Consider the following 24,180-nt stretch of genomic DNA (forward strand, 5'->3'; position numbering starts at 1 on the left):
AGGAGTAGGAGTAGGAGTAGGAGTAGGAGTAGGAGTAGGAGTAGGAGTAGGAGTAGGAGTAGGAGTAGGAGTAGGAGTAGGAGTAGGAGCAGGAGCAGGAGCAGGAGCAGGAGCAGGAGCAGGAGTAATGGATTGCGTCGCAGCGAATGCATCAGCCCCGGAGGGGCGGCAGATAATAGCCAGGCGTGCCAACGCCTGGAAACGTTCGCCAACAAATCAAATGAGCCCCAACGGGGCGACACTGGTCTCCACAGTGTCGCCCCGTTGGGGCTCAAACCTTATTGCGTCCGTTTCCAGGGGTTGCGCTGCGCTTCACCCCTGGCTATTGTCTGTCGCCCCTCCGGGGCTGATGCAATCGCTGCGACATCAGACTGCCCACCTACGCCATAACTCCTTTGCTCCTCTCCACCCTCACTCCCCCGCCGCCCGCTTCCGCTGCGGCACGTCGTGGACCACGTTCCAGGCCAGGCCGACCTTCTCCAGCGCCACAATCGCGTAATACGTCACGTCGATCTCCCACCACTTGTGGCCGTGACGGGCCATGCGTTGGAAGGCGTGGTGATTGTTGTGCCAGCCTTCGCCGAACGCCAACAAACCCACCCACCAGAGGTTTTTGCTGTCGTCCGTGGTCTTGTAGTTCGTGTAGCCCCAGATGTGCGTGGCCGAATTCACCAGCCACGTCACATGCATCACAAAGCACATCCGCACGAACATGCCCCAGGCGACGAACGAGCAGCCGGTCTGAAAATCCCAGCCGAAGTAACCGATCGCGAACAACCCACAGCCCAGCAGCCAGTGCCAGAGCAGGAACGTGGCGTCGAGGAACCGCATCACCGGGTCCTTGAGCAAGTCCGGTGCATAGCGGCGATGCATTTCCTTGTAGTAGTTGCTGCCGTTGTTAGGCATCAGCCACAGCATGTGGCTCCACCAGGCGCCGTCGTGCGGCGAATGCGGGTCGCCGGCCTGATCGCTATGCGCATGGTGCTTGCGATGCACGGCGACCCAATTCAGCGCGGGGCCTTCGCCCGCCAGACCGCCAATCAGCCCGAAGAACCAACGCACTGGCCGGTAAGTCGAGAAACCGCCGTGCGTGAGATAGCGATGAAAGCCCAGGCAGATGCCCAAGCTGCCGGTGACCCAGTACAAGGCCACGGCCAGGCCGAAGCCCTTCCAACTAAAGAAGTAGGGATACAGCGCGACCAACGCACCGACATGAACGAAGCCAATCCAAATGGCGTTCACCCAATCGAGCCCGCGCGACCAGCGATCCTTTTCCAGCGCGGCAAACGCTTGGTCTTCCTCGATCGTGGTCGCTGGAGGCGAATAGCTCCGATCTTCCACGTCCGTCGCGCCCTCGATCTGGGGCGAAGATTCCTTGGTTTTCGTCCGGCCCGGGCTGCGGGTAACAATGCTCATCTGACTTGGCTCCAGCAGGTCTGTCCATTCGACTTCGACAGATTCTAGAAGCTGACCGAAATCGAAGTGTCACGTGCCAGTCCAGCAAGTGTAAAACTACGGTCAAATTCCTCCCCCCTTGTGTCGCAACACGCCCATGGCGTCCACAACTCAAGGTAGCCAAGTAGTTTACGGCGATACGTCTCTGCGCCAAGCCCAGCCACAGTCGCCTTGCGTACCGCGAAAGGAGGCGATGTGCTGACTCTGCGCACTCCTCCGCCCTGGCTGCGCGATTGCGGCTTGTGGCGAGACTGCGCGGAAATAAGCTGAAGGATTACAATAGGGGCGGTGTCGCCCCTTCCTGACGTTTGCCCTCGCCGTTCGCTATGCGCCTACTCGAGCCGCTTCATCGCCAACGCATCGCCACGAAAGTTGGCGAACACAAGTCTGGACGGACGCTCGACCGGTGTTTCTACGCGGACGAGGCCGTCTACCAGGCCGAGTTGAACGCCTTTTGGCGTTCCGGCTGGTTGTTCGCGGGGCACACCTGCCAGGTTGCCGAGCCCGGCGACTACTTCGTTTACAAGGTCGCCGGCGACGAGATCCTCATCCTCCGCGACGACGAAGGACACATCCGCGCGACGCACAATGTCTGCCGGCATCGCGGCAGCACACTCTGCCAGGAACCGGCCGGGCATGTCGGACGGATCGTGTGCCCGTATCACCAGTGGACCTACGGCCGCGACGGTCAATTGCTCGCCTGCCGTGGGATGGGGGAGGACTTCGATAAATCGCAGTACCGCTTGAAGCCGGTCCAGCTCGAGGAGGTCGGCGGATTGATCTTTGTCTCACTCGCCGAGGAGCCGATCCCCTTCGACGCCGCCCGGGCGGAAATGGCGCCGCAGCTCGCGCCGCAAGGTTTCGACCGGGCGAAGGTGGCGAAGATCGTCGACTACACGATTCCGGCCAATTGGAAGCTCGTCTGGGAAAATAATCGCGAGTGCTACCACTGCAACGCGAATCACCCGCAATACATTAAGGCGAACTTCGACCACTTCAACGCCGACGACACCACGCAACGCGTCCGCACCGCCATCACGTCCGCAACGGCGAAGCAAGAAGACCGCTGGGCCGCGCAAGGGCTCGCCGCGACGCACACCGCGACCGGCATGTGCGTTTTCCCGGACGCCGCGAACAAGATCTGGTTCGCGGCGAATCGCACGCCATTGGTCGACGGCTATGTGAGCGAAACGATGGACGGCCGCCAGGTCGCGCCGCTGATGGGCGATTACCAAGCGCCCGACGTTGGCACGCTGCGGATGCGCACGCTGCCGAACTTCTGGAATCACTCCAGTTGCGATCACGGCGTCAGCACCCGTTTGACGCCGCTCGGACATTTCGCCACGGAAGCCCGCGTGATCTGGCTCGTCGATCGCGACGCGAAAGAAGGCGTCGACTACCGCCTGGACGAAATCATGCCGTTCTGGCAACTGACATCCGAGCAAGATTGGGAACTCTGCGAACTGGCCCAGCGCGGCGTCACCAGTAGCGGCTACCAGCCAGGCCCGCTCTCGCCGGTCAAAGAATACAACGTGATGGGTTTCCTGAAATGGTACTTAGATGTACTAGGCGATTGGGCAGGCAAAACGCCGGGAGCGGTTGATTGAGCCTAAATGATGCGGAAATCGTAATCGTCGGCGGCGGCGCGGTCGGCTGCGCGATGGCCTACGCACTCACGCATGCCGGGCAGCGCGACGTGCTGCTCATTGAAAAGCAGTCTGGGCTGGGCGAAGTGACGACGGCGCAAGGCGCCGGGCTCTGCGGCCAGGTGCGCGATACGGCGGAGCGCACGCGATTGGCGATGGTCTCCGCAAAAACCTTCGCACAATTGCAGCGCGACGCCGACGTCCGACCCGACTGGCACGCCGTGGGAAGCATCCGCATCGCGGAATCCGCCGCGAACGCCGCACGCTTTCGCGAACTGAAGACAGTGGCCGATGAGGCCAAACTCGAAACCGAATTACTCGATCGCGCGGAAGCGTCGAAGCTTTGGCCGGCGATCGACTTTCGCCGCGCTGAAGCAATCCTCTGGTGCCCGACCGACGGCTACATGCGTCCCAAGGACGTGGTGAACACGTATCGCCATCACGCTGAAAAGTCCGGCGCAAAGTTCGCAACCGACGTTGCGGTCGAAGGCTTCGACTTGGTGAATGGACGCATCGACGGCGTCCGCACAAATCAAGGGCGCATCGCCTGCAAGACGGTCATCAATGCCGCCGGCGCGCATGCCTATCACATTGCCAAGCTCGCGGGGATTGAATTGCCGATCGTGCCCGTGCGTCACGAGTACTTCATTTCGGTGCCGATGCCCGGCCTGCGACCTGATCTGCCCTGCTTCCGCGTGCCGGACACAGGACTTTACGGCCGCTGCGAACACGATCGACTGCTGCTCGGCGGCTGGGAAACGAAAGCCCTGCGCACCGATCCGCGCTCCTACGATTTGCCCGGTGCGCCGCCGCCAGTTGAACCGGACTGGCTGGTGCTCAAGCAGTTCGCGCAGGACTTCACCGGACTGTTGCCGGGCACTTCGGAAGTGAAAATGGACCGCGTCGGACGCGGTTGGCCGACATTCACGCCCGACGGCCGCTTCATCCTCGGCCCAAGTTGCCGGGTGCCAGGCTTTGTCATGGCCGGCGGCTGCAACGCCCACGGCATCTCCGGCTCGCCCGGCCTGGGGCAACTGCTGGTCGAGGCGATGTTCGAAAAACAGCCATCGGAATATGTGAGCAGCCTGAGCCCGGATCGCTTCACGGAAACCAAGTGGGACTGGCAAACGGCGGGCGTCGCCGCCCAACGCGTGTACGAGACGTACTACGGGGCAAGGGAATCCTCCGCGGCAGGCGTGTGAGAGGATTTCACCTCGGAGCAACATTCAATCATTCGTCAATCGAGCTTAATTCGACATTCGGATTTCGAGCTTCGACATCCCCGCTCCCCCTCCGTGTCCTCCGTGACTCCGTGGTGAAAAACGAACAGAACGATTTTCGAGAAGAGGCGTTAAGTGGCTGAAACGATTGCTTCCGTTCCCTTTGCGGTGAATGGGCGGAACTATGCTCCGCCTGGGCGGCCAGTCGTCGTGATCTGCATCGACGGTTGTGGGGACGAGTACCTCTCCACGTCGATCGCCCATGGAAAGATGCCGCATGTGGCGCGGCTGGCGCGGGATGGTTACCGCGGGTTCGTGCGCGGGGCGTTGCCGTCGTTTACGAATGTGAACAACGCCGCGATCTGCACCGGGTTGCCTCCCTCGGGCACCGGCATCGCCGGCAATTACTTTCTCGACCCGGAAACCGGCGAGGAAGTGATGATGAACTCGTCGAAGTACCTCCGCGCTCCGACAATTCTGGCCGCCGCCGCGAACGCCGGTCGCAAAGTGGCGATGGTCACCGCGAAAGAAAAGCTGCGCGACATTCTCTCGCACAAAATGCGGGGCATCGCCTTCTCCTCGGAAAAGGCAAATCAGGCCAAGCTCGAAACGCATGGCATCGACGACGTGGAACAACTCGTCGGTGCGCCGACGCCCGAGATCTACAGCGGCGAGGCCAGTCTGTACGTGCTCCGCGCCGGCGTGGCGTTGATCGCCGCCGAGCGATCAGATTTCCTTTACTTGTCGCTCACCGACTACATGCAGCATAAGTACGCGCCGGAAGCCCGCGAGTCGCTCGAGTTCTACGCCGGCATCGACGCTCAGATTGGTCACATGTTGGAACTCGGCGCAATTGTCGGTGCCACGGCCGATCACGGCATGAACGCCAAGACCGACGCCGACGGCAAGCCGAACGTGATCTTCCTAGAGTCCGCGCTGAACAAGCAATTCGGTGGCGGCTACCGCGTAGTCTGCCCGATCACCGATCCGTATGTCGTACATCACGGCGCGCTCGGCAGCGCGGTCGTCGTCCATCTGTCGCATGGCGCCGATCCCGCTCCGGTCGAGCGCTGGCTCTGGGAACAACCGGGCGTCACCGAGGTCTACGATCGCCGCTTAGCGGCGCTCAAGTTGGAACTGCCGGCCGATCGAATCGGCGATTTCTTCGTGATGAGCGCTCGCGACGTCGTGCTAGGCCGCACGCCGGAACATCACGATCTGTCGGCGCTCAAGGCGCAGCTCCGCTCGCACGGCGGGCGCTACGAGGAGCTTGTCCCGATGGTACTCTCCGCGCCGCTCAAGCCCGAGTATCGCGCGAAAGCCGCCGGCGATCCGCGCAATTTCGATATTTTTGACTTCACCTGCAACGGAATCGAAGGATGACGGAACAAACGCTCGAGGCCTTGGATCTGCCCAGTTACATTGCCGGCCAACCGTACGCGAAGGGCCGCAAGCTGGAAGTGCGTTATCCCTACACGGACGAAGTCATCGGCACAGTGGCCACGATCGGGCCGCACGAGTTGGAAACCGCCATCTCGAAAACGCTCCAAGGCGGCGAGCCGCTCAGCCGTTACCAGCGCTACGAGATCCTCGACCGCGCGCGGCGGATGTTGCTGGAGCGCCGTGACGAATTCGCCGACCTGATCCGCCTCGAATCCGGGCTTTGCATGCGTGAGACGACCTACGAAGTCGGCCGCGCGCAGGACGTGTTGCAGTTCGCTTCGATGGAGGCCCTCCGCGACGACGGGCAGATTTTTTCCTGCGACGTCTCACCGCAAGGGAAGAATCGCAAGATCTTTACGCTCCGTGAACCGCTGCGCTTGGTCGCCGCCATCACGCCGTTCAATCACCCGCTGAATCAAGTCGCGCACAAGCTGGCGCCGGCGATCGCGGCCGGCGCGCCGATGTTGCTCAAGCCTTCGGAAAAGACGCCGCTCACGGCAATTCGCTTCGCGGAACTGCTCTACGAGGCTGGCCTGCCCGGCTGGATGCTGAGCGTCTTCGTCGGCGGCATCGAGGATGTGATTGAACCGCTGATTTGCGACGAGCGCGTCGAACTGGTCACCTTCACCGGCAGCGTCAAGATTGGCAAACGAATCGCCTCGATCGCCGGCTACAAGAAGCTCTGCCTGGAATTGGGCGGCAACTCCCCGTTGATCGTGCTCGACGACGCCGACCTGGACTTAGCCGTCACGCTCGGCGCCGAGGGCAGCTACCGTAATTCCGGCCAGCGTTGCACAGCCGTCAAGCGGTTGCTGATTCACGAAAAACTCGCCGACGAATTCACGGAACGATTCGTTGCCAAGACCAAGGAATACCTCTGCGGCGACCCGGCCGATCCGGAAACCCGCGTGGGCACCGTGATCGACGAACCGGCCGCGAAGCTGCTAGAAGAACGCATCGACAAAGCGGTCGCGCAAGGCGCGAAGGTCCTCGCGGGCGGCGCGCGGCGCGGCGCCCAATTGGAACCGACCGTCATCGCCGACGTGCCGCGTAACGCTGAGATGGTGGTGCAGGAATCGTTCGGGCCGCTCTCGCCGATTCTGCGCATTCGCGATCTGGACGACGCGATTCAACTCGCCAACGGCACCGCGTATGGCCTCTCTACCGGCGTGGTGACGAACAACATGGCCGCCGCGCTCGAATGCGTCAAACGCATCCGCACCGGCACCGTGAACATCAATCAGATCCCGGGCTTCCGCATCGAGTCGTCCCCCTTTGGCGGCGTCAAAGACTCCGGGCTCGGTGTCAAAGAAGGGGTCATCGAGGCGATCAAGTACATGACGTACGTGAAGACGTTCTCACTGCCTTGGTAGACGCGACGCTACCAACGGACTTCCAAGCCCGCGGTCGCGCCGTGATAGAACACGTCTCCGTTCGCGTCGATGCCGGCACGTGCTTGCAACGGAGCGTTGATCACGGCGAATTCGTTGAGCGGCAACTGGTCCGGCGTTAAAGCGACGGAATCGACGTGCAGCACCTGGTAGCCGCCGCGCAGCCAGACGAAATCCCACAGGCGAATCGATCCGGTGATGCCGGCTTCTCCCGCGAACGCCGCTCGCTGGGCATTGGCCGACAGCAACTGATTCTGCGGCGCAAATGCAAAGATGCCGCTCGGGTCGGCGGTTTCCGCCACGGCGTCGTTATTGAAAATTCCGGCGCGGACGAATCCGGCAATCTCGATGCGGCTGTTCCGCACGAGCTGCCAGTCAGCCCCCAATTGGAAGCCGTACAGGCGGTTATCGGTACTCACTTCATAAATGCGCGTCAGAAACGTCGACGTGCTGAACCATTCTTCGAGTTGCAGGGAGCGAAAGCCGCCGAGGACTGAGAGCCGATTGTTGACCTCGCGCCGTAGATTGAATTCCTGGCTGCCCAGCGTGGAGCGCTGGTCAATCAACGGCGAAGTCGCCAAGGCGAACTCATTCGCATCCGGCGGACCCGATAGTCGCAACAACTGCGGCCCCGGGATCAGCGCCTGCGCGCGCCAGCCGTCGACGCCGAAGATGCCGAATTCAAACGCCCAGCGACGTCCGAGCGGACCTTGAATGCGAAACCTCGGACCGAGTTCACCACTGAAAGAGAGGTCGCTGGCGTTCAGCAGTTCGTCGCCGGTCGTCGCGTCGCGCACTAACGTCAAGTCGTTCGGGTCCGAGCGAGACAAGATCAGCATCTCGATGCTGGCTTTCCAACCTCGCTGCGGACAAGGCGCGAATGGGCGCAGCCATTCCGACCCGCGCCAACAATACTCCGGACCGACTTGATGAGCCGATTTGCCGGTGAGAACGCCGAGGTAGTCCTGCTCCGGCGATACGTCGCCATCGGAGACGACGACGGCGTCCTCATGGATCGCGTCCGGCAGCTCCTGGCCAAAGGCAATGCCGACCGACAGCAGGATCATGCACGGCATGACCAAGTTCAGCAGCCAGCGCCGTCGCCCCATGCTCAAATCCCCCATTCGCCGCGCGGCAAGCGCGCTACCCGAACGCCTGCAGCGCCCCTGGCGCCGAGCCGTCTGTTTCTCTATCGGCTGGGCAAGTGGATTTGGTTACGACGAGAACTCCCGATTCAAGGGAAATGCCGACCAGGAAAAATGGGCGAGTGAGTTAACGGCGCGCGCGCAGCGAAGGCCGCCCGCGAAAAAACGCGGGTTACGCCCCTCAGGAACCGTTAGAAAAGTTGGCAAGGCCCGGACCGGAACGAAGTCCATCCCCATCGGATGGGGATTTGTCACAGGGCCAAGCCAGTCGTTCGCTGGAATTCGCGACGTCGGACGAGCAATCGAACTAGGCGGGGCGGACGTTTTCCGCGCACGGACCCTTCGGCCCCTGACCTTCGGTGTAGGTCACGCGCTGACCTTCGTGCAGGTCGTCGAATTGCACGTCGACGAGGCTGGACATGTGGAAGAACAAGTCCTTGCCGCCGCTCTCCGTCTTGATGAAACCAAAACCCTTGTCCGTCAACTTCTTGATGCTGCCTTCGGCCATTTGCTTACCTTCACTTTGAATCGCTGCTGAAAATCGCCGGCGGCAGTACCGCCGGAAGCTAAACATTGTAACCGATTTCCAGGCGCGAGGAACTAGTCCCTGGCCAGCCATTTCGGCAAAAAAAGTGCGATCTTCGTTAAGCCCAGGGAAGGCCCCTCAAAACCTTTCCATCACCCTCGATTGCGCCGGCCTTCCCTGGGACTGGAAGTTCTGCTTTGCCGGCCAAGTCGAATCCCAGGGAAGGCCCTCGATGTTCTCCCTATCAGCCACGACTCAACTAGCCTTCCCTGGGCTTGAAACGACATTGGCCTGCTTGTCAGCCATGTTCCACCGGACTACATTGGGGGCACACGTGGGATTTGCGGCCGCTTGCAGCCACCAACTGCTAAAGAGCCATCGCCCCCGCTGCGTGGTTCCGTTAGGGGACTTTGCCCGGGCGATTATTCATGGAACCGCTTGGCCGTGGTCCTGCCGTGCAAAGGAGGGGACTGCGGCCGCGTTCGTTTTCGCGGCCCCCGCAGGCCCCGTCGCCTCGATGTGACCGCCGCGAAAAGGGAAGGCCAGCGCCGCCATGAATGAGCTCCATCTGCCGGACGACGACTCTATCCAGCAACTGGGCATTTCCACCCTCGCGGTGCATGCCGGCGAGTCGCACTTGAAGCCCGGAAACGCCATCACCGATCCCATTTTCTGCGCCTCGACGTACACCTTTCCCGACACGCAGTCGGTGATCGATTTCATCGAGCAGAAACTGCCGCGGGAAGAGTACGGCCGCTACGGCAACCCCAGCGAGAAGATCGTCGAGCGCAAACTCGCGGCCCTCGACGGCGGCGAAGATGCGCTGCTCTATGCGTCCGGGATGGCGGCCATCGTCGGCCTGCTGATGACCAAGCTCAACGCCGGCGACGAGGTGATTTTCTTTGACGAGTGTTACCATCGCAGCCGGGAGTTCTGCACCAAGCACCTGGCGCGGTTCGGCGTCGTCACGCGCCAGGTGAAAGCCTGCGACTACGAAGCGATGGAGGCCGCCATCACGCCTGCCACCAAGTTACTAGTCAGCGAATCGCCGACGAACCCGCACCTGAGCGTCGTCGATTTGGAACGCTTCGCCGAGATCGGTCGCCGGTGCGGCGTCAAGACGTTGATCGACGCCACGCTGGGCACGCCCTACAACTTGCGTCCAATCGCCGCAGGCGTGGACTACGTGTTGCACTCCGCGACGAAGTATCTCGCCGGGCACAACGATTTGCTCGCGGGCGTGCTCGTCGGCGGCAAAGAACAGTTGGAGCCGGTCCGCAAACTGCGCGGCATCATGGGCGCGATCAATTCCCCGCACAACATCTACTTGTTGCTCCGCGGCCTGAAAACCTTCGAACTACGGATGGAACGCCACAACCAGAACGGACTCGCGGTGGCGCAGTTTCTCGCGAACCACCCGCGGATCGAACGCGTCTTCTACCCGGGCCTGCCTACGCATCCGTATCACGAAGTGGCGAAGCGGACGATGCGCGGCTTTGGCGGCCTCGTGACTTTCTTGGTCAAGGACGCCGATTGGCGCGCCACGGCCCGCGTGGTCGACGCGGCCCGCATCCCGCGCATCGGGCCGAGCTTGGGCGGCGTGGAATCGCTGATCGAACAGCCGCTGGTAATGAGCTACTACGAATGCAGCGTCGAAGACCGCCAACGCTTCGGCATCCCCGACAACATGATCCGCCTGGCCTGTGGCATCGAGAATACGGACGACTTGATCGCGGATTTAAAGCAAGCGCTGGATCGGGTTTGAAGTTTTTGGACAAGTTTGAAGTTTTCAGTGTTCAGTTTTCAGTGTTTCTTAACGAAGTGTTGATCGCTAATTCCATAAACGAAACAACGACACCAGCCCGACGCGCCAGCGAGGGGGAGTAATCGTCGAACGTCGCGCGGCGTTTACTCCCCCTCGCTGGCGCGTCGGGCTGGTGTACGCTTGGTGCGCTCTCACTGAAAACTGAACACTGAAAACTTCTCACTTCCCCGAAAACTTCAAACTCTCCCATGCATTTCCGTACCCGCGCGATTCATATCGGCCAGGAACGCGATCCCACAACGGGGGCCGTCGTGCCGCCGATTTACGTTGCCAGCACGTTCGCGCAACCCGGGGCCGGAGTGTGGGGAGAATACGACTACTCACGCTCCGGCAACCCGACGCGGAAGAACTTCGAGACAACAATCGCCTCATTGGAAGGCGGACTCAAGGCGTTGGCCTTCGCCACCGGCATGGCGGCCACGCATTGCGCGTCGATGCTGTTCGGGCCCGGCGATGAAATCGTGGCTGGCGCCGATATCTACGGCGGCACTTACCGGTTGCTGCACAAGGTGACGGCGCGCAACCAGGTGCGCATCGCGCTCGTCGATTCGACGGATCTCACGGCAATTGCCGCGGCCATGCGGCCCGGTGTGAAATTGCTGTGGATCGAGAGCCCCGGCAACCCGCTGATGTCGATCACCGATCTTGCTGCGTGCGCCGCGATCGCCCACCGGCATGGCGCGCTGCTGGGAGTCGACAACACCTTCGCGACGCCGGCGCTGACGCGCCCGCTGGAGTTAGGCGCCGACATCGTCATGCATTCCGCCACCAAATACATCGGCGGGCACAGTGACCTGACTGGCGGCGTGCTCGTGGTGCGCGATCAGGAGTTGTTCGATCGGCTTTACTTCTTGCAGAACGCCACCGGCGCGGTGATGGGCCCGTGGGAATCGCACCTCTGTTCGCGTGGACTCAAGACGCTCGACCTGCGCGTGCGGGAACACTGCCGCACCGCTCAGCAACTTGCCGAGCACTTGTCCCGGCATCCGCGCGTCAATCGCGTACTTTATCCGGGCTTGGCGAGCCATCCAGGACATGAACTTGCCGCGCGTCAGATGCAAGGCGGCTTTGGCGGCATGCTTACAATCGAAGTCAAAGGAGACCTCGTCGCGGCCAAGCGCGTCTGCGAGAGTACCAAGCTGTTCCAACTCGCGGTCAGCCTCGGGGCGGCGGAATCCTTAATCGAGCAACCCGCCACGATGTCCCACGCCAGCTATGACCGCGCAGACCGCCTCGCCCACGGCATCACCGACGGCCTCGTCCGGCTCAGCGTGGGGCTGGAAGCGTTTGACGATCTACGGGACGACCTGGACCAGGCGCTAGCTGGCTAACCTATCGGCGATCGCTCACTTTCTCTCCAAGCCCAGGGAAGGCCACCCATACGTTCTGCCAATGGTGACGTCTCCGAGGGCCTTCCCTGGGCTTAACGGCGACCAACGACGTAAAAATAAGCAAGCTGCGCAAACTTTTCTAATTATCTCGACTTTAACGAAAGAACCAACCTTAGCGATTCCGATACTTTGGCTGGATCAATCGCCTCTAGGCTGCGCCCTCGTGGCCAGGCGTCGTGACCAGATCGAGGTTGAGTCGCTATGTGCGGTAAACGGACATCGCCCGCGAGAATTGCCGTCGCCCTGTTCTTAGGATGCGCGCTGAGCGGAGCGGCCGCCCCGGCGGTTGCGCAGCAGTCCAGCCGCTCAATCTACGCCAAGCAGGGGCAGTTCGCCGCGCGGACGACAAATTACTCGCCGGCCTGGCGCGTCCACCCGAAGGTGCGCCAACCAGGGCCTGTCGCGCGAACGGCGCAGCAGGGCGGTGTGCGACAAGCACGGCACCAACAGGAAGTTTTAGAGCCCCCCTTCGCCGACGACGAGTCCGGCGTGCCGTCCTTTGAGGACTCCGCCCCGGCCGAAGAAATCCCCGCGGCGCAGCCCACGCTGAGTCCTCGAGCAACGGCACAGGAACCCGTCTACGAAGTGGCGCCCTCATATGAGACAGCGCCGCAAACCGTGGCGCCTCGCGCCGCGCCGCGGAACAACGGCCGACGGTCGCCAACACTGGCGCCGCCGCGCATGGAAAACGAAATCGCCCCGGGCGCCGGGCGCTATGAGCAGCTCCCGGCGCCGCGCGGCGTCCAGCGAGTGCAGCCGGACTTCGATTACGAGATCACGGAACAATACGGCCCGGAAGAGTACGTCGAAGAGGGCGAGTATTACGACGACGGGATGTCCAGTTGTCCCGATTGCGGGCAGGTCGGCAACTACTGCGAATGCGGTCCGCCCAACGTCTGCGACGATTCCTGGCCCTGCTGGCACGCGCGTCAGCAATGGCGTAACTTCCGCTTGTTTGGGGGCGGCTGGGACATTGGCTGCCCCTGGAATTGGTGGGATGAGCTTTCGTTGTCCTTTGGCCCGCACTCCTTCAAAGGCCCGCTCGATCAGGGGCAGAACGGAAATTTCGGATTCCAAGAGGCTGTCAATTGGGGCGGTCCCCTGTCGCATTGCCGCGGCATCGGCTTTCAACTCGGTGCGCAGGGCGTCCAAAGTAACTTTGCCGGCGACGCCGTCAACGGCGGCAGCGACGACAACCGCAACCAGGTCTTTGCCACGGCCGCCATCTTTGCGCGAGCGCCGAACAATCATGGCTGGCAAATTGGCGTGGCGTTCGACTGGCTGGAAGACGACTACTACGTCGACGTCTCGCTCAACCAGGTTCGCGCGGAATTGGGCTACGTCACCTTCTGCGGCAGTGAAGTCGGCGCGTGGATCACGAGCAGTTCCGATTCGACAGAGGACGTCGACACGGGCATCCTCTACGAAGCCACGGACATGTACGCCTTCTACTTCCGGCAATGCATGCCGTCCGGCGGCGAAGGACGCATCTGGGGCGGCGGAACTGGCGACGGCAATGGGCTGGTTGGCGCTGACTTCCGCGTCCCGCTCACGAATCGCTGGTCGCTCAATGGCGCCGTGAACTACGTCATCCCACAAGACGGCACGGGCCAGGACGGGCTGAATCAAGAGGCCTTTGGCATGACGATGAACCTGGTCTGGTACCCGTTCCGCCCCCGCACCGGTCCCCCCTGCAACAACGGCCCTTATCGCCCGTTGTTCAACGTCGCGGACAACAACATGTTCATGGTCGACCGAGTCATGGCAGGCGAGTAGGAAATGATGAAGGATGAATGTTGAGCGACGTATACCTCTCTCAATTCATCATTCATCACTAAGTACACCCGCAGAAAGTTTGGTGTGGGGTGCCACTGGCGGCTTGTCCGCCAGTGCTGGAGTTGGGACAGCCGGCAAGACTAAAACCGCACTGGCAGACAAGCCGCCGGCGGCACCCATCGCTTTATTTCTTCCGCGTGCGCACTTCGCCCTTACCCCTTGCTCTTCAGCGCGATCACTCCGTCCCAATCGGCTGGCGGAATGCGATTGTGCTGGCCGATGAAGACGGTCAGGAAGTCTTTCGCCTGATCGTGCGCCGGCACCTCTTGAAGGTGCTGTAAGGCTTCCGTCCAGCGACCCGCCAAGAGCGCATCCACCGCGCGTTCGTAGGCCGCGAGATGCGCGTCGGTAAGTTGCGGGTACTCCGCTGCCGGCGGCAGCAATTCCGTCACCATCACCGGTGTTTCCAATCCGTAGGGCCGCACGAGCGCCAAGCGACGGAACCTCGCGACGTCCGGACCTACTGAAGCGCGCAGCGCATCGGCCGTGGGGCCGTCCATCAGAATCGGCGCGTGCAGCAATTTGGTCATGCCCTCCAGGCGCGACGCGAGGTTCACGACGGGCCCGAAGACCGTCACCTTGGTCTGATCAAATGTGCCGATCTTGCCCGCCACGGCGCGCCCGGTGGCCAGGCCGATGCCCACCTGAAAATCAGCCAGCGAATGCTCCGGCTGGAGCGCGGCCGCGGCGTATTCCTTGCGAATCGCGAGCGCCGCGGCACAGGCTCGCGCTGCGGCGTCCGGTTGCGGCAGCGGCCAACCCCAGAAGCCCATCGCCGCGTCGCCGTGAAAATCGCCGACGACGCCGCCGCGCGACAGAATGTGATGCGTCAGTACGCCGAGCGCCTCGCTGACGCGTTTAAGTAAGCCGAGCAAGTCCTGAGCTGATTTCTCCGACGCGCGTGAGAAGCCTCGCAGATCGCAGAACAACACGGAGACCTCGGTCTCGCGCGGCGCGAGCGCCTCGTCCGGGTCTTCAACCTCGAGCGCTTCCAATACCGCGGGGGAAAGAAACTGGCCGAGACTCGATTTCTGGCGTTGCAAGCGTTTCAGTTCGCGCAGAGAGCCGAGCGCGCCGCCGACCATCTCGGCGAACTTGAGATCGTCCTTGATCTCCGCGCCATCGGTCGGTGTGTTGCGCGGCGTATGGGGCTCGAAGCGACCCGCCACGTACACCGACCAGCCGCCGCTCGGCTTGCCCAGCACTGGCGTGCAAAAGGCCCAATCGTAGTTCTCGCTCGCCGTGAATGTCTGGGGCGATGCGCGGCGACTGGGTTCCCAGACATGCAACACGCTTTGCCGGCGCTCGATTGCGGCTCGGACCAGGGCCGTGCTCGGCTGAAATGCCTCACCGGGAGCAACGCGGCTGTCCCAATACAGAATCCGCGTCTGCCGCAATTCCAACGCCGCTTCGGCAGGTTCCAAGGCCACGATCGCGGCGGCGGTAGCGCGTGGGATGCCGCTCAGCAACATGTTCACGAGCCGGACGAACAACTCGTGATCGCTCGCCGCGTTCTCAATCACCTGCGGCAATCGGCTCAGCACTTCAATGCGATGATCCGGGTTGCGAAACCGCAGTTCTTGCAGATACTGCGCGGTAAAGGTCTGCTCCTCAACCGGTATCGGCGTTTCCAGCGCCGTCACCGCCGGCTCGTTCACCAGGCTGAAGCGCGTCCTCCCGATCACGAAATGCTCGCCCGGCTTCAGTTCGAAACGTTGCTCCTCGCGGCCGCGGAAAAACACCGGGTTGCGCGCCGCGGGCAGCATGCGCACTTGTAGTCGATCGTCTTGCCAAAGCAGCTCCACGTGCCGCCGCGAGATGCGGTCGTCCCAGGGAACGCTCCACGGACCGGCCGATCGTCCAATCGTTACGGCGGCGCCCGGCGCGAGCGTCTGCCGCCAACGTTGTTCGTTTTCCGGCCCTTGAACGATGAGGTATGCCATGGGCGGAGCGTGAAGAGGCCTCGTGACACCAACCCGAGGTGCTCGCTAGCGCTTCGGGGTGGTATTGTACGCTACTCCTTCTTCTCGGGCGGCGCGGCGCTCCTGAGCGGCACGATTTCCGCGTGATCCTCTTGCCAACTCAGAAACCCGATCAAATTGCCGTCGCGCACCGCTAGCACGGCCGCGCCATGCCAATCGGCGTCGATATGCACCACGGGGTCGACGCGCCAGACGGTGCGTTGATCTTCGCAACGCGCCGCGGCGATCGGCCGCGGCTCGCCCGTCGAGCTGATGAACGCCAGCGTATCTTCCGGCGTCGTGGGATTGCGAATCCGATCCGCTGGCCAGGGAGATGTTTTTTCCTTGCTGTTCTTCTCCAGCGGCAGCAGCGCCAGCGAATCGTAGAGCCGCTTCGCCTCGCCGTTCACCGGATATGCCGTGCCCGCGACCGCGACCTGGGCGGTGTCCGCGAACGACTGCTCCGGCGCGGTCAGCAAATCCGCCAGTCCCAGGAAGCCCTCCGGCACGCGCAACACATACCCTTCGCGCCGCCGCTCGGGATTGCGAAAAGTACCGTTGTGCTTCCAGGTCAACACCGCGCGCATCGGCGCTGGCGCCGGCTGCGATGGACCAAGTACCTGCCCTGCCAACGGCAGCGACGGCGACCAATCGTGCCAATCTTCTTCCGCCTTCTTGGCGACCGCGAAACGATGGCCGTCCACGACGAGCGCGCCTCCGTCGTCAGGCGTGGCGAACGCGACGCCGCCGCGCAGCAAATCCTCGGCGGTCGAGACCTCCAACGACACGCCCGATAGCCAGCCCGCGTCCAATTCAATCCCGCCCACGTTCCAGAACTGCGATCGCTCCCGCACCAATTCGCGGTACGCAGGTCGCACGTAGGCTCGTGCTTCAACGGCGCTGCCATCCGCGGCCAGTCCGACGGTTAGGATCGTGCCAACGCGAATCTGCCGATAGTAAACGGCCGCGCCGGGGCGCAAGCCGCCGCGCTCCGTCGCTTGCAGAACGACTTCGACGCCGCCCGGCTCAATGCGTTCCGTGAGCGGCGCTTCCTCGTGCCCGGTGAATTCCATTTGCGCGGGGCCGTCGCCGGGCAAGACCGCGACGTAATGCGGGCCGATGAGGGTGTCCAGGCCTTCCAAGGCCGCGAAATCAATCCGCGGCCGGACAATCCAAAAGCGGCTGCCGTGACGCGCGATCGGCGCGGCTTCGTGCCGCAGGTCGACGGCGACGTCGATGTGGCTCAAGTCAGGAGCAATGATCACCTCGCGCACTTCGCCCACCACGACCCCGCGATGCCGCAACACATCGCCGGGCTTGAGGCCGTGCCCTTCGGCGAAATGAATTAGCAGCGTCGGCCCGGCCGGTTGCCAGGATTGGTACGCCAAAAACGCGACGAAGGCCGCCGCGGCTAGCGGCGCCAACCAGGCCCAACTCCAGCGGCGCTCACGAACGATCCGCGCACGCGGCGGCGTCGGGCCCGCCGGCGGCGCGGTCTCCGGCGGGCGGGGGGATTCCGGCGGAACCTCCGGGGAAGGATTGTCCATCAGAGAGCTATTCGCCGGGAAGCAGGAAATCTAGCGCACAGCGACTCACTTTACTGTGCCGGATGGTTCACTGGCAAATGCGCTATGCGAGCGGATTTGTGGGAGGCGTCTCCGACGCCGATTGTTCGACGTTGTTGCTGATTCGACGGTGGGTCCATCCGAGGCGCCTGCTCCATCGGCGTCGGAGACGCCCCCCACAGTCCTGCAATAACTCGCGCGGCGCTTTCAATACGCCCCGCGTCGCGAGAGTACGCTCAACGGCGTTTTCCAGATCAACTGCAGGTCGGTCCACAGGTTCTGATGGCGGGAGTACCAAAGGTCCATCCGCACCCAATCTTCGAAGCCGATCTCGCTGCGGCCGCTGACTTGCCACAAGCACGTGAGCCCTGGCTGGATGGCCAGCCGGCGGCGTTGCCAGGGTGCATAGTTGATGACTTCGCTGGCGATCGGCGGGCGCGGTCCCACGAGCGCCATGTCCCCCTTCAACACGTTGAACAACTGCGGCAGCTCGTCGATGCTGGTCGAGCGAAGGAAGCGGCCGATGCGCGTGATCCGCGGGTCGCGACGGTTCTTGAAAATAGGCCCAGAGTGCTCGTTCGACACCAAATGCTGGAACTTCGCCGCGTCCATCCGCATCGAGCGGAACTTGTACATGCGGAACCGCCGGCCGCAGTAGCCAATGCGTTCCTGGACGAAGATGGCATTCCCCCTGGTCGTGATCGTCAAGGCGACGAACACCAGCAGCATCAGCGGCCCGAAGAGCGCAATCGCCGCCACGGCGCCGAGGATATCGAGGGCGCGCTTGAGCGCTCGATATCCGTGAGATTCATTTCCCTCCGGTTGAACCAACGGATGTCCCGATTCGACCCAACGAGTCAGTACGTCGCGCCGGGCGGCCGGCGCAAAGGTGGTGTGTGACATGTAGCGTTTGCCCCTGGTACGCGTGGTGTCTCGATGTAACCAGATTGCGAACGCCATGCCGGGCAAACTCGAGACGGCCGTGTCGGCACTAAGTCGCTATGAACACACAACTTACGAAATGCTCGCAGGCAGGAGGACAAATCGGCTGTGGCGATTTCGCAACACCTTCCGGGGAGAACGGTCATCATCGCACCGGTGCGGAAATAAACCGCGCCTGTAAAAGTTCCCAAGCGACTGGCGGCGCCAAGTGGCAGGCCAAATTCGGTCCCGGAGATTGGGGCGGGCCCTTCGAGGCGCCCCAGATCAATCTACTTGCTGGTGTTCCCAGCCAGTCCAATTAGCCGCGCCACGCGAGCCAGCCGAGCACCGCGAGCCAACTCGCCAGGCAGACCCCGCTGACCAACAGCCAAATCGGCCGCGCCATCGGCGCGCGAGATCGACTCGACGCTTCCGCCGCATCCCTAGCTCCGTCCCGCGCCGCGGCGTTGGGCTGGCGACGGGCGTTTTGCGGCGCGCGGTCGGATTTCATGCGACAAGGCTATTCCGGCATCGTGATCTTGAATTGACCGTGCAGATCTTCATTGAAATCGAAGACGTTATCGAAATCTTCGCGGCGATCATCCGGCGTTTTGCACATCTGGCCAATGCGAATCAGGTTGAACACGATCTCGCCAAAGTCGCCCGTTTCATGGATGCCCCAATTATTGAGGACGCACTTTGCCATGTACCCGAATTGCTCCATGGCGTAGTGGCGAATCGCCTCGCATAGTTCCTGGCCGGTCAAGTGACGGTCGCCAACCTTGGGACGTTCCTCGCCTTCGGCCTCTTCGTCGAACGGCGTCGGCTCCGTCGGCTTCGCTTGCCCCATGCCCAGGTTCGACTGCGCGTATTCCAGCGCCTCGGTGACGAAGCGGTAGGCCGCTGGCGGGAAACGAGGATCGTCCCGCAACAGTTGAGCGAAGCGTTCGGCGCGTTCAGCGGGGTCTGTCATAGCGGTGGGAGTCTTGGTTCTGCGAGTGGCCATTCATGCCTGCGATTCGAACATCGTGGTCATTTGTTACTCGACTTGCTCAACACGGTGAGCACTTCCGAAGCCGGTATCATCACCCGCCGGCGGTCTTCCGTCTCGATCAGCAATTGCCCTGCGAGGATTTCCTGAGCCAGCACCCGCGCGCGGCCCTTGGCGGTGATGATGTCGACCCCGACAGGCGGCAAATCCTTCTGTAATTCCTCGTAAACGTCGTATTCGTAACGTAGGCAGCATTTCAGCCGTCCGCAGCGCCCGGAGATTTTCGTCGGGTCGAGCGTGGCTTTTTGCAGCTTCGCCATTTTCATGCTGACCGGCGGCATTTCGGACAGATGCGTGTTGCAGCAGACCGGTTTCCCGCAGTCGCCGTAGTCCGCCAGCAATTTGGCTTCATCGCGCACGCCAATCTGGCGCATTTCGATCCGCGTCTGAAATTCCGACGCCAACTTCTTCACCAGTTCGCGGAAATCGACGCGGATTTCGGACAGGTAATAGACGACGACCCGCTCGCCGCCCAGGATGTGCTCGACGTCGATCAGCCGCATATCGAGTTGCATCTCGGCGATGACACGCTCGCAGATGGCGAATTCATTGCGCTCTTGGCCGTGCATTTGTTCCAAGTCGCGCTCATCGTCGCCGCTCATCGCACGCAGCAATTGACCGCGCTTCGGGTCCTGCAAATGCTCCACGGCTTCGTCCGTGGCCTCGCACAGCACCACCCCGGCCTCCAGACCACGGTCGGAGCGAACCACCACCCGGGCTTCGCGCAAATAATGCTCCCCTTCGCGGGAGGCAAAGACCCCCAACGAGCGCATCACCCCACAGCGAACCACATATTTGGGCATAACAGCAGGCTGGGAAGGAGAACGACAGGAACGCTCGGGACCGCGTGGCGCAAGAGGCAGGAACGCCGCCGGATTCCCAAGGTGGGACCTGCGATTGAATATAGTCGGCGCGCCCCAAACGCGAAAGGACGGTCCGGCGAGCGAGCCTCCCGGGTGCTTTCGCTGCGCGGCAATGCTCTAGGAACCCTTGCCGCCGACCGCGCTTGGGCTTACCCTAAGCCGTGCAAGATGGGGTGAAGACGTACTGTTGTGAAATTGGGGGAATGAAAATGCGGCAAAGGTCGGTCGAGCGGAGCGTTGGATTGCGCGGAGTGGCGGTGTTCGTCCTGATGTCACTCCTTTACATTCCCGGCTGCGGAGACGGCCCCGTAGACCAGTTGGACACGAGTACGGAGACCGGTGCCATCAATCTGGTGTTGACGAAATTAGTCGATGCCGCGGGCAGTCAGCGGCTGACCGAAGAGTTGTGGGTCAAGTCATCCATTCCCAAGCCCGCGGATCGCGCGAAATTCCGCAACTACAACGGCTTTATTGCCACGGAAACGCTGGTCGAAGGGGACACGGCGAAAGTCAAGGTCGAAGTCTACGGCAAGGATGGCACGGTCGTCTCGACGCAAGACTGGGTGATGAGCAAAGCCGATGGGACCTGGAGAGTCCAGTCCGCGCCGCTGCCCGCGAAGTGATGCTCACTCCTGTCGACTGAAGGCGACCTGTGGCAACGAACAAACCCGTCGCCGCGAAGGCTCAGTAGTCGCGCCGCGATGAATAACCCACTCGCTCGCCCAGCCATTCTCGCTCGCCTCCGCGCCAAGGTTGCGCGCGGCGAGCCGATCCTGGGCGCAGGTGCTGGCACGGGCATCTCCGCCAAGTGCGAGGAAGCCGGCGGCGTCGATCTCATTGTGATCTACAACTCCGGTCGCTTCCGCATGGCCGGGCGCGGTTCGCTCGCCGGGCTCATGCCGTACGGCAACGCCAATCAGATCGTCCGCGAGATGGCCCCCGAAGTCCTCACGGCAGTGCGCCATACGCCGATCCTTGCCGGCGTCTGCGGGACCGATCCCTTTCTCTTGCGCGATCCCTTCCTCCGCGAGCTCAAGCACCTCGGCTTCGCCGGCATCCAAAATTTCCCCACCGTCGGTCTCATCGACGGCCTCTTCCGGGAGAACCTGGAAGAAACCGGCATGGGCTTCGATCTCGAAGTCGAACTCATCGCCGCGGCGCGCGAGCTTGATTTACTGACCACGCCGTACGCGTTCGATCCCGAGCAAGGCCGCCAGCTCACGGAAGCCGGCGCCGACATTGTCGTCGCCCACATGGGGCTCACGACCAAAGGGACGATCGGCGCCCGCACCGCGCGCTCGCTCGATGATTGCGTCCGCGACGTAACTGCGATCGCCACTTCCTGCAAGCAAGTCCGCGCCGACGTCCTCGTCCTCTGCCACGGCGGGCCGATCGCCATGCCGGACGACGCGCAATACGTTCTGGAACGCGTCCCCAACATCGAAGGCTTCTACGGCGCGAGTTCCATGGAACGCCTGCCGACGGAAGTGGCGATCACCGAGCAAGTCCGTGAATTCTCACGGCTGCGGCTGAAGCGCTAACGCGCCACGGCCTGCAAGACCGCGCCAATTGATTCGGGTCGCGCCACGTATCCAGGTCTATGGATGCATCGGCTCTTGCGGACAACCGCGTCACGAACTCATTGGTCGATATTTGCTCTCGTGTCGCCTCAGGTAGCCGTGCATCGCTTCGCCTGGCGCAAGTCGCCCCTCCCGGGGCGATCATCCATAGCGCAGGTCCACAACTCTTCACGGCACGAATTCTTGTGACGTACACTTTGACGGCTGCGACCGTCACGACTGACAACTTGCACCGTAACAAGGATGACCTTGTCGGAACTGGGCAATCCGGCGTCCGTCGCTGGATTCTTAGCGTTGAAATGTCGCCAGTGAGTTGAAGTCGTTCTGTACCGGGGTTATAAGTTCCGGAAACTGGCACACCTTCGCGCGCTCCCATTTTGTTCTTGGAGACAACTCAGTGAAACGAAATCAGTTATACACCCTCGCGGCGCTGGCGCTCGGCGCCATGCTCGGCTGGGCCGCGGCGACGGAGCGACTATCGTTCTCGCCGACCGCGCGGGCGGAATCGGAGACGATCACGTCGTCGTCCGAGGCGACGCCCGCCGGACAAAAGTCATGTTGTGTCGATGGCGCTGTGTCAAAGAACGTCTTCGCCCTCGCCAGTTACAAGGTTCAAAACAACCAGGCCGCCGCGCAGCCCGCGTCCGGCAAGAAGCCCAACATCCTCGTCATCTGGGGCGACGACATCGGCACCTGGAATATCAGTCACAACAACCGCGGCATGATGGGCTACATGACGCCGAACATCGATCGCATTGCCCGCGAAGGCGTCGCCTTCACCGATTATTATGCCCAGCAAAGCTGCACGGCCGGTCGCGCCGCCTTCATCAGCGGTAGCGTTCCGGTTCGCTCCGGCATGACCAAGGTCGGAATGCCTGGCGCGAAAGAAGGCTGGCAGAAGACCGACGTGACTATGGCGACCGTTTTGAAGAGCCAGGGTTACGCCACCGGCCAGTTCGGCAAGAACCACCAAGGTGATCGTGACGAACACCTGCCGACGATGCACGGGTTCGACGAATTCCTCGGCAGCCTCTATCACTTGAACGCCGAAGAAGAGCCCGAAAACCGCGACTACCCTCGCGATATGAAACTGCCGAACGGTAAGACATTCCTCGAGCAATTCGGTCCGCGCGGGATTATCAAAAGTAAAGCAGACGGCAAAGGCGGGCAAACGATTGAGAATCTGGGTCCGCTGACCAAGAAGCACATGGAGACGATTGACGATGAAACCCTGGCCGCGGCCAAGGACTTCATCACCCGTCAGTCGAAGGCCGGCCAACCCTTCTTCTGCTGGTGGAACGGCACGCGGATGCACTTCCGCACCCACGTGAAGCCCGAGCACATCGGCATTTCCGGCCAGGACGAATACAGCGACGGCATGGTCGAACACGATATGCACGTTGGCGAACTGCTCAAGTTGATCGACGAACTCGGTCTCGCCGACAACACGATCGTCCAGTACTCAACCGACAACGGCCCGCATTACAACACCTGGCCCGACGCCGGCACCACGCCGTTCCGCAGTGAAAAGAACTCCAACTGGGAAGGCGCGTTTCGCGTGCCTTGCTTTATCCGTTGGCCGGGACATTTTCCCGCCGGCACGACGCTCAACGGCATCATCTCCCACGAGGACTGGTTGCCGACGTTCGCCGCCATCGCCGGCGCTCCGGACGTGAAGGAGAAGCTGCTTAAGGGCGTGGAACTGAACGGCCGGACCTACAAGAACCACATCGACGGCCACAATCTGCTGGACTACCTCAGTGGCAAGACGAAGGAGTCGCCGCGCAAGTCGTTCATCTATGTGGGCGACGATGGCAATGTGATGTCGATCCGTGTGGGAGATTGGAAGGCGACGTACCGGGAAAACCGCGCCGAGCAATTGCAGGTATGGCGCGAGCCCCTCGTCCACTTGCGTCTACCGCTGCTGTTCAACCTGCGCCGCGACCCGTTCGAGAAGTCTCAGCACAACTCCAACACGTATCACGACTGGATGATCGATCGGGCGTTCGTACTGGTGCCTCTGCAGGCGGTCGCCAGCGAATTTCTGATGAGCATGAAGGAATTCCCGCCCAGCCAGAAGCCGGGCGACTGGAGCCTGGACACGCTTGAGCAGCAAATCAAGAGCATGACTGTCGGCGGAGAGTAGTCCGCCAGCTGATTCAAGGGGGCGCCGGCCGAAAAGCCGGCGTCCCCTATTTTGTTGCGCTGGAAGCGACTGGCACAGACGCCAAGTTTGCCAAGTCCACGCAATCGCTACATGCGGCATCATGTCACGCCGTGCGCGGCCTCCGCGGGCGCTTCCAGCGGTCAATACCGCCGCATCTTTGCCGATCAATCATTTGTGGCGAGCGTGCCGCGGCG

19 protein-coding genes are annotated in these 24,180 nt (G+C 62.2%); 10 read left to right on the plus strand and 9 right to left on the minus strand.

Going from position 1 to position 24,180, the window contains the following annotated elements; genetic code table 11:
• Positions 1-411: 411 nt before the first annotated feature.
• Positions 412-1,416 carry a fatty acid desaturase gene (locus tag SGJ19_21500; GenBank protein MDZ4782832.1) on the minus strand — a complete coding sequence of 335 codons (1,005 nt, stop codon included), beginning with the start codon at positions 1,414-1,416 and terminating at the stop codon, positions 412-414.
• 365 nt (positions 1,417-1,781) lie between these two features.
• Between SGJ19_21500 and SGJ19_21505 the strand changes: the two genes are divergently transcribed.
• The 4 genes from SGJ19_21505 to phnY all read left to right on the plus strand — a co-directional run bounded on the left by SGJ19_21505 (position 1,782) and on the right by phnY (position 7,137).
• On the plus strand, positions 1,782-3,062 hold the full coding sequence (locus SGJ19_21505) for an aromatic ring-hydroxylating dioxygenase subunit alpha (GenBank protein ID MDZ4782833.1): 1,281 nt from the start codon (positions 1,782-1,784) through the stop codon (positions 3,060-3,062).
• Complete coding sequence (locus SGJ19_21510; GenBank protein MDZ4782834.1) at positions 3,059-4,303, plus strand: FAD-binding oxidoreductase; 1,245 nt, start codon at positions 3,059-3,061, stop codon at positions 4,301-4,303. Before SGJ19_21505 ends, SGJ19_21510 begins: the two co-directional genes overlap by 4 nt.
• Before the next feature lie 153 nt (positions 4,304-4,456).
• Positions 4,457-5,704 carry a phosphonoacetate hydrolase gene (gene phnA / locus SGJ19_21515; GenBank protein MDZ4782835.1) on the plus strand — a complete coding sequence of 416 codons (1,248 nt, stop codon included), beginning with the start codon at positions 4,457-4,459 and terminating at the stop codon, positions 5,702-5,704.
• The gene (gene phnY / locus SGJ19_21520; protein ID MDZ4782836.1) at positions 5,701-7,137 is read left to right on the plus strand and encodes a phosphonoacetaldehyde dehydrogenase; all 1,437 of its coding nucleotides are present in this window, start codon (positions 5,701-5,703) and stop codon (positions 7,135-7,137) included. The genes phnA and phnY overlap by 4 nt, the downstream gene beginning before the upstream one ends.
• Before the next feature lie 8 nt (positions 7,138-7,145).
• On the opposite strand, the gene SGJ19_21525 is transcribed toward phnY, so the two are convergent.
• The gene (locus tag SGJ19_21525) at positions 7,146-8,264 is read right to left on the minus strand and encodes a hypothetical protein (protein MDZ4782837.1); all 1,119 of its coding nucleotides are present in this window, start codon (positions 8,262-8,264) and stop codon (positions 7,146-7,148) included.
• A gap of 343 nt (positions 8,265-8,607) precedes the next feature.
• Positions 8,608-8,808 carry a cold shock domain-containing protein gene (locus tag SGJ19_21530; protein MDZ4782838.1) on the minus strand — a complete coding sequence of 67 codons (201 nt, stop codon included), beginning with the start codon at positions 8,806-8,808 and terminating at the stop codon, positions 8,608-8,610.
• 571 nt (positions 8,809-9,379) lie between these two features.
• Here SGJ19_21530 and SGJ19_21535 point away from each other — a divergent pair.
• The 3 genes from SGJ19_21535 to SGJ19_21545 all read left to right on the plus strand — a co-directional run bounded on the left by SGJ19_21535 (position 9,380) and on the right by SGJ19_21545 (position 13,818).
• Entirely contained in the window at positions 9,380-10,591 is a 1,212-nt protein-coding gene (locus tag SGJ19_21535) for a PLP-dependent aspartate aminotransferase family protein (GenBank protein ID MDZ4782839.1), read from the plus strand.
• 248 nt (positions 10,592-10,839) lie between these two features.
• The gene (locus SGJ19_21540) at positions 10,840-11,982 is read left to right on the plus strand and encodes a PLP-dependent aspartate aminotransferase family protein (GenBank protein ID MDZ4782840.1); all 1,143 of its coding nucleotides are present in this window, start codon (positions 10,840-10,842) and stop codon (positions 11,980-11,982) included.
• A gap of 261 nt (positions 11,983-12,243) precedes the next feature.
• The gene (locus SGJ19_21545) at positions 12,244-13,818 is read left to right on the plus strand and encodes a DUF6666 family protein (GenBank protein ID MDZ4782841.1); all 1,575 of its coding nucleotides are present in this window, start codon (positions 12,244-12,246) and stop codon (positions 13,816-13,818) included.
• 212 nt (positions 13,819-14,030) lie between these two features.
• Here the strand turns inward: SGJ19_21545 and SGJ19_21550 are convergent, their stop codons facing one another.
• The 6 genes from SGJ19_21550 to ricT all read right to left on the minus strand — a co-directional run bounded on the left by SGJ19_21550 (position 14,031) and on the right by ricT (position 20,179).
• Positions 14,031-15,821, minus strand: a complete 1,791-nt coding sequence (locus SGJ19_21550; protein ID MDZ4782842.1) for an adenylate/guanylate cyclase domain-containing protein — start codon at positions 15,819-15,821, stop codon at positions 14,031-14,033.
• 71 nt (positions 15,822-15,892) lie between these two features.
• Positions 15,893-17,386, minus strand: coding sequence for an MlaD family protein (locus SGJ19_21555; GenBank protein MDZ4782843.1), 1,494 nt, complete (start codon positions 17,384-17,386; stop codon positions 15,893-15,895).
• A 225-nt stretch (positions 17,387-17,611) separates the two neighbouring features.
• Positions 17,612-18,307, minus strand: a complete 696-nt coding sequence (locus SGJ19_21560) for a sugar transferase (protein MDZ4782844.1) — start codon at positions 18,305-18,307, stop codon at positions 17,612-17,614.
• Between the two features lie 337 nt (positions 18,308-18,644).
• Positions 18,645-18,836 (minus strand): hypothetical protein, encoded by a 192-nt coding sequence (locus SGJ19_21565; protein MDZ4782845.1) that lies wholly within the window; start codon positions 18,834-18,836, stop codon positions 18,645-18,647.
• Between the two features lie 9 nt (positions 18,837-18,845).
• Positions 18,846-19,298 (minus strand): hypothetical protein, encoded by a 453-nt coding sequence (locus SGJ19_21570; GenBank protein MDZ4782846.1) that lies wholly within the window; start codon positions 19,296-19,298, stop codon positions 18,846-18,848.
• Positions 19,299-19,357: 59 nt separating this feature from the next.
• Positions 19,358-20,179 carry a regulatory iron-sulfur-containing complex subunit RicT gene (gene ricT / locus SGJ19_21575; protein MDZ4782847.1) on the minus strand — a complete coding sequence of 274 codons (822 nt, stop codon included), beginning with the start codon at positions 20,177-20,179 and terminating at the stop codon, positions 19,358-19,360.
• A gap of 269 nt (positions 20,180-20,448) precedes the next feature.
• Here ricT and SGJ19_21580 point away from each other — a divergent pair, with 269 nt between their 5' ends.
• The 3 genes from SGJ19_21580 to SGJ19_21590 all read left to right on the plus strand — a co-directional run bounded on the left by SGJ19_21580 (position 20,449) and on the right by SGJ19_21590 (position 23,965).
• The gene (locus tag SGJ19_21580) at positions 20,449-20,862 is read left to right on the plus strand and encodes a DUF4878 domain-containing protein (protein MDZ4782848.1); all 414 of its coding nucleotides are present in this window, start codon (positions 20,449-20,451) and stop codon (positions 20,860-20,862) included.
• Between the two features lie 78 nt (positions 20,863-20,940).
• The gene (locus tag SGJ19_21585) at positions 20,941-21,780 is read left to right on the plus strand and encodes a phosphoenolpyruvate hydrolase family protein (protein MDZ4782849.1); all 840 of its coding nucleotides are present in this window, start codon (positions 20,941-20,943) and stop codon (positions 21,778-21,780) included.
• A 436-nt stretch (positions 21,781-22,216) separates the two neighbouring features.
• Complete coding sequence (locus SGJ19_21590) at positions 22,217-23,965, plus strand: arylsulfatase (protein ID MDZ4782850.1); 1,749 nt, start codon at positions 22,217-22,219, stop codon at positions 23,963-23,965.
• Positions 23,966-24,180: the final 215 nt, after the last annotated feature.

This window comes from Planctomycetia bacterium (assembly GCA_034440135.1).
Lineage (GTDB): Bacteria > Planctomycetota > Planctomycetia > Pirellulales > JALHLM01 > JALHLM01.